The organism is Limnohabitans sp. B9-3 (assembly GCF_002778325.1).
GTDB classification, from domain to species: Bacteria; Pseudomonadota; Gammaproteobacteria; order Burkholderiales; family Burkholderiaceae_C; genus Limnohabitans; species Limnohabitans kasalickyi.
On record NZ_NESI01000002.1, the window covers coordinates 515,795 to 522,095 of the forward strand.

Here is a 6,301-nt window from a genome sequence, read left to right on the forward strand (position 1 = left end):
AATGATCGACGTGCTTGTAGTCGATGACTCCCTGGTGATGCGCAAGCTGATCATCAGCACGCTGGAAGCTCACGCCTCAATCCGTGTCGTGGGAACAGCTGAAGATGGCCATCAGGCATTGCAAGCGTTAGACCGGTGCAAACCCGATCTAGTCATCCTAGATGTAGAAATGCCTGTGATGGACGGATTGACTGCGTTGGACGAAATCCGTCGCAGAGATCGTCGATTGCCCGTGCTGATGTTCAGTTCGTTGACCCAGCGAGGCGCTCAAACCACGATCGAGGCGCTGACTCGAGGTGCAAGTGACTATGTTGGCAAGCCAACACAGATGAATGATTTGAATCAAGCCCTTCAAGTGCTTCAGCAAGAGTTGATTCCCAAAGTTCTGGCCCTCGGTGAGTGTGCGCAAGCTGCAAAGGTCAAGGCATTGCCATCAACTCCAACGCTTCGTGGCGTACGACCCGGGTCTCAAGCCACCCACACAACGAGGCTTGCTGGTTCGGCAAGTTTGGAAGCCGTGTGCATTGGCGTTTCTACAGGCGGACCTGTGGCCTTGGTCAGCCTCATAGAAGCTTGGACAACACCTTTGAGCATTCCGGTCTTTGTTGTTCAACATATGCCACCACGCTTCACCCAGCTGCTTGCTGATCGACTCAGCGGATTAGGTTGCATGCCTGTGCATGAGCCTTACGATGACCAGCTGGTTCAGCCTGGCCATATTTACTTAGCCCCGGGTGGCTGGCACATGACTCTTGAGCGCAAAACCCATGGCGTGCATGTGCGGGTGGTCGATTTGCCGCCACAGAGCTCCTGCAAGCCCTCTGTGGATTTACTGTTTAATTCGGCAGCCAAAGTTTATGGACAACAGCTCCTAGGCGTGGTCATGACAGGCATGGGACACGATGGTTTGCAGGGCAGCCAGTCCATCGTCGACGCTGGCGGTGAGGTCTGGGTTCAGGATCAATACACCAGCGTGGTGTGGGGCATGCCGGGGGCGGTGGCTCAAGCCGGTTTGGCACATGCAGTTCTGCCCTTGCAAGACATTGCTTCGAGTATTGTTCGCCGTGTTCAAGTCTGAAACCGTCCAAGTCTGGCCTGAAACAGGGCCTTTTTTAGAACAAGTTGAACAACATTTAGGTTTGGCCTTGGGCTTGGAAAAGCAATACCTCGTGGCGTCTCGATTGCAGCCAATCGCACGTGCCCGAGGCATGGAGGATTGGCGCGCATTACTTCGGTCTCTTTCCCAGAGCCCGGTGGGTGAACTGCATTGGGCATGCTTCGAAGCGATGACCACACAGGAGACCCGTTTTTTCAGGGACGATTTTTGTTTCGAAACCTTGCGCCATACGGTGCTGCCTGAGGTGTTAGAACGTGCTCGTTCACGGCGCGTCCTGAAAGTATGGTCTGCTGGAACCTCCACAGGACAAGAGGCTTGCAGCTTGGCCATTTTGTTGTACGACCATTTTCCTGAGGTCCGAGACTGGCAGGTACAGATCTGGGCGACCGACATCTGCGAGCAGACGCTAGCGCAAGCCCAAGCTGCACGCTATAGCGGCCAAGAGTTGGACAAGGGGCTGAGTTCAGAACAGAAGTCGCGACATTTTCTGATTCAACCCGATGGCCACTTCTCGCTCGCACCACAACTGAAGCGTTGGATTGGGGTCGCACGCCACAATCTGCTTGATCCTGTTCCAGAAACGGGTTTTGACTTGGTGCTGCTGCGCAACGTACTGATTTATTTCCGCGCCAATCAAAAGTCGCAGGTTTTGCGGTGTGTCCACCAAAGCATGTCAGCAGCAGGCGCGAGCTTGATACTTGGCGCTTCTGAGACTATTTTTGAGCACGACCTTTTTATTCAACACAAAGCCGCACGCGGTGGGTATTTCACTCGACATGATAAATTTTCCTGAAAATTCACTGTCCGCCATGCGTGTTCTTGTGGTCGACGACAGCCGAACGCTGCGTAAGGTATTAGCTCGTGAACTGCAAAAGTTGGGCATCGAACAGATCTTGGAAGCTGAGGATGGACTCGTTGCTTTAGACATGCTCGAGAAGCACACAGTCGATCTCATGCTGCTGGACATGGAGATGCCTGAGCTCGATGGTTTGGGCGTGCTGGAGCGAATCAAAGACAGTGAGCATTTGCGTCATGTGCCGGTGATTGTCATTTCGAGCGCAGAAGAGCTGGACAAAACCGTCCGCTGCATCGAAATTGGGGCAGAAGACTACCTACCTAAAACCTTCAATCCTGTGCTCTTTCGGGCGCGTGTGCTCTCGAGCTACGAAAAAAAACGTCTGCGCGATGCTGAAAAATCCTATCTAAACCAACTGCAAGCGGAAAAGGAGATGTTGCAGATCGAGCAAATGAAAACGGAACGCTTGATGCTCAACATCTTGCCAAAGCCGATTGCTGACCAACTTCGTGACCATGAGCAAACTATTTCGAGCGAATACCCGGACGTCACAATCTTGTTCAGCGATTTAGTTGGCTTCACGCGCATGGCATCTGGACTCTCACCAGTCGCCTTAGTCAGCATGCTCAACGATCTCTTTACACGATTTGACAAGCGCGCCAGGCTTTTAGGACTGGAAAAGATAAAAACCATTGGTGATGCTTACATGGCGGCCGCTGGCTTGCCCATACCCCGTGCCGATCATGCAGAAATAGCTGCGGATATGGCCTTAGGTATGTTTGAAGATTTGGCACAGTTCAATCAAAAGAACGGCATGACACTGGACATGCGCATCGGACTCAATACAGGCCCTGTGGTGGCTGGGGTCATCGGGTACACCAAATTTTCGTACGATCTTTGGGGCAATACGGTGAACCTGGCAAGCCGCATGGAGTCCACCTCGAGACCAGGACGCGTGCAAATATCACCGACCACACAAGCCGCTTTGGCGGATAAGTTTATGTTTGAACCTTGTGGACAAGTCGAGTGCAAAGGGTTGGGCCCTGTTAACACCCATTTCCTGATAGGCCGCGCTGCGTAATTCATGCGGGGTCAATGTGCTTGAGTCGCCTCACTCAAATCATTGAGCCGAGGAGGCTTTGTTTTTTGAGACAATAAGGCGAAGGCCATTTGACGGCCATTTTTTATTTATGTCGCACCAAAAAATCCTCATCCTCGATTTCGGCTCTCAAGTCACCCAACTCATCGCCCGCCGTGTGCGCGAGGCCCATGTGTTTTGTGAAGTTCATCCTTGCGACGTGACCAGCGACTGGGTGCGCGACTACGCCAAAGACGGCAACTTGAAGGGCATCATCCTGTCAGGCAGCCACGCCAGCGTGTACGAGGTGGATGACCGCGCGCCAGACGCCGTGTTTGAACTGGGTATTCCCGTGTTGGGTATTTGCTACGGCATGCAAACCATGGCCACCCAGCTGGGGGGTAAGGTGGAGGCGGGCACCACACGCGAGTTTGGCTACGCCGAGGTGCGCGCCCACGGCCACACATCGTTGCTGAAAGGCATTGAAGACTTCAACACGCCCGAAGGCAATGGCATGCTGAAAGTTTGGATGAGCCACGGCGACAAGGTGACGCAGTTGCCCGAAGGCTTCAAGGTCATGGCCTCAACGCCTGCTTGCCCGATCGCCGGTATGGCAGATGAAGCCCGCAAGTTTTACGCAGTGCAGTTCCACCCCGAAGTCACGCACACGGTGCAAGGACAAGCCTTGTTGAACCGGTTTGTGCTGGATATTTGCGGTACGCGCCCCGACTGGATCATGGGCGACTACATCGAAGAAGCAGTGGCCGCCATTCGCCAACAAGTGGGTGACGAAGAAGTCATCTTGGGCCTGTCGGGCGGCGTGGATTCGTCCGTCGCCGCAGCCCTGATTCACCGTGCCATTGGCGACAAACTCACCTGTGTGTTTGTGGACCACGGCTTGTTGCGCTTGAATGAAGGCGACATGGTGATGGACATGTTCGTGGGCAAGTTGCACGCCCATGTGATTCGTGTGGACGCCAGCGACCTGTTCTTGGGCAAGTTGGCGGGCGTGAGCGAGCCAGAAGCCAAACGCAAAATCATCGGTGGCTTGTTTGTGGACGTGTTCAAAGAACAAGCGGCCAAACTCAAGGCGGGCGACGGTGGCCACAAAGGCGCCACATTCTTGGCCCAAGGCACGATTTACCCAGACGTGATCGAGTCCGGTGGTGCGAAGAGCAAAAAAGCCGTGACGATCAAGAGCCACCACAACGTGGGCGGCTTGCCCGAGCAGCTGGGCTTGAAACTCTTGGAGCCATTGCGCGAATTGTTCAAAGACGAAGTGCGCGAACTCGGCGTGGCCTTAGGGCTACCTCACGACATGGTGTACCGCCACCCATTCCCCGGCCCAGGCTTGGGCGTGCGCATTTTGGGCGAAGTGAAAAAGGAATACGCCGACTTGCTGCGCCGTGCCGACGCGATCTTCATTGAAGAGCTGCACAACTTCAAAGACGAAGCCACGGGCAAATCTTGGTACGCATTGACCAGCCAAGCCTTCACCGTGTTCTTGCCCGTCAAGAGCGTGGGCGTGATGGGCGATGGCCGCACCTACGACTACGTGGTGGCCTTGCGCGCCGTGCAAACCAGCGACTTCATGACGGCAGACTGGGCCGAGTTGCCTTATGCGCTGCTCAAGAAAGTCTCGGGCCGCATCATCAACGAGGTGCGTGGCATCAACCGAGTGACCTACGACGTGTCTTCAAAACCACCGGCGACCATCGAGTGGGAGTGACTTTTCCTTCTGTAACCCGCATAAACACTGGGTTTCTTTGTTACACAAAACTTCCACATACCAAATAAATTATTGATTTAATTAGGGTTTGGGTATACAGTTACACGTGAGGTTTCACACTCGTGAAACGACTTGTTTTCGTAGCTACCCAAACACCTATGTCACTCAAAAAACGAGAATTTAACGATGACGAAATCCCAATCTTTGAGGATGCGTTAGTCTATAAACGTGGTGACTATTGGCAGATGCGAATGTGGCTCAATAAAGAGCACAAGTACGCACGTTTCAGCCTAAAAACACGTAATCAAAGCACAGCGATAGACAAAGCCAAGCTCCACTATCACGAGCTAATGGCTAAGCAACTTTCAGGAAAAACGTACTTCTCAATCACAACACAAGATGGTGTTGATATGTACTTAGAGCAACGCATGAAAGACGTTGAAGCTGAGTTGATTGTGATTGGTAGGTATAAAACAATTGCTACGCACTTAAAGCATTGGCTTAAGTTCATTCACAAAGATACGAAACTCAAGGAATTAGAGCGTACTGATTGTGAGAATTACTATCACTCTCGCACGAAGGTTAAAGGCGAGGAAAAGCTAAAAGTCAGTCAAATTACAGTTGAACATGAGCAAAGTACTATCAATTCAATGATGGAATGGCTCTATAAAAAGAACGAGACTTACATTGATAAGTTTGACTTTAAGAAGCTAAAGCCAATTGATAAGGGCTTAGAAGAAAACAGACGACAAACTTTCACAGACGCTGAAATAGCAAGTATTGATAAAGCTATCAAGGCGTACATTGAAGAAGCTGAGAAAGAGTTAGATGGTGCTTTGGCGCTCAGTAAAGCAATTACAGGGGCATATTTGGGCATCTTAATGGTCACAGGTATGAGGCGAGGGGAGTTGCTTCAACAGAAATGGGGTGATATTTCTGACATGGAGCATAAGCAAGCTCTTAACAAGTCGTTTGACTTAGTGAAGATTACTGTTCGTGGTGAGACGAGTAAAGTTAGAAAAACTCGTAGATTTGTTGTCAGAGACAATAGGTACTATTCAATCGCTTTACGACTGACTAGACAGCGCCACAAAGACAAAATGACTGATGAACAACTCAAAGAGTTAGTCAAAACTGAGTTGATTTTTAGTGCTGATGGTAAAAAATCAATTACTACACGAGCAATTGACCATCACTTCAAAAAAGTTCTTGAAAAAGCTGAAATCAAAGACGTTGATGGTCGTGGTCTAGTGCCATACAGCTTTCGTCATTACTTCATCACACAGCGTGTTAACAGCAACTTACCCCCATCAGCAGTTGCTGAAATGTGTGGCACGAGCATCACGCAAATTGAGAAAACGTACTATCACACGACAGAAGCAAAGATGGTTAGCAATGCGCTTGCTGATTACGAATACGTAGATGGGATTCTTGTTCCAAAATGAACAGTTGCTGAGGGTGTCCCGAATTTTGTGTAAACGGAGCGAGTGTTAATTCGTCGGCATCCTTCCCTCAAACTGGATCGTAAATCGGTTCAGCACGGGCTTCCAGTTTTGCACCGGCATCGTCCACTTCTTGGCG

5 protein-coding genes are annotated in these 6,301 nt (G+C 51.1%); all 5 read left to right on the forward strand.

The window, feature by feature from the left end:
• Window position 1 precedes the first annotated feature (1 nt).
• The 5 genes from B9Z42_RS05190 (at window position 2) to B9Z42_RS05210 (ending at window position 6,165) form a co-directional block, all read left to right on the forward strand.
• Window positions 2-1,078 carry a chemotaxis response regulator protein-glutamate methylesterase gene (locus tag B9Z42_RS05190; RefSeq protein ID WP_100132255.1) on the forward strand — a complete coding sequence of 359 codons (1,077 nt, stop codon included), beginning with the start codon at window positions 2-4 and terminating at the stop codon, window positions 1,076-1,078.
• Window positions 1,065-1,910 (forward strand): protein-glutamate O-methyltransferase CheR, encoded by an 846-nt coding sequence (locus B9Z42_RS05195; RefSeq protein ID WP_158235906.1) that lies wholly within the window; start codon window positions 1,065-1,067, stop codon window positions 1,908-1,910. Before B9Z42_RS05190 ends, B9Z42_RS05195 begins: the two co-directional genes overlap by 14 nt.
• Complete coding sequence (locus B9Z42_RS05200; protein ID WP_199171981.1) at window positions 1,837-2,994, forward strand: adenylate/guanylate cyclase domain-containing protein; 1,158 nt, start codon at window positions 1,837-1,839, stop codon at window positions 2,992-2,994. The genes B9Z42_RS05195 and B9Z42_RS05200 overlap by 74 nt, the downstream gene beginning before the upstream one ends.
• A gap of 109 nt (window positions 2,995-3,103) precedes the next feature.
• On the forward strand, window positions 3,104-4,720 hold the full coding sequence (gene guaA, locus B9Z42_RS05205) for a glutamine-hydrolyzing GMP synthase (protein WP_100132258.1): 1,617 nt from the start codon (window positions 3,104-3,106) through the stop codon (window positions 4,718-4,720).
• Between the two features lie 122 nt (window positions 4,721-4,842).
• Complete coding sequence (locus B9Z42_RS05210; RefSeq protein ID WP_233203534.1) at window positions 4,843-6,165, forward strand: tyrosine-type recombinase/integrase; 1,323 nt, start codon at window positions 4,843-4,845, stop codon at window positions 6,163-6,165.
• Window positions 6,166-6,301 lie beyond the last annotated feature (136 nt).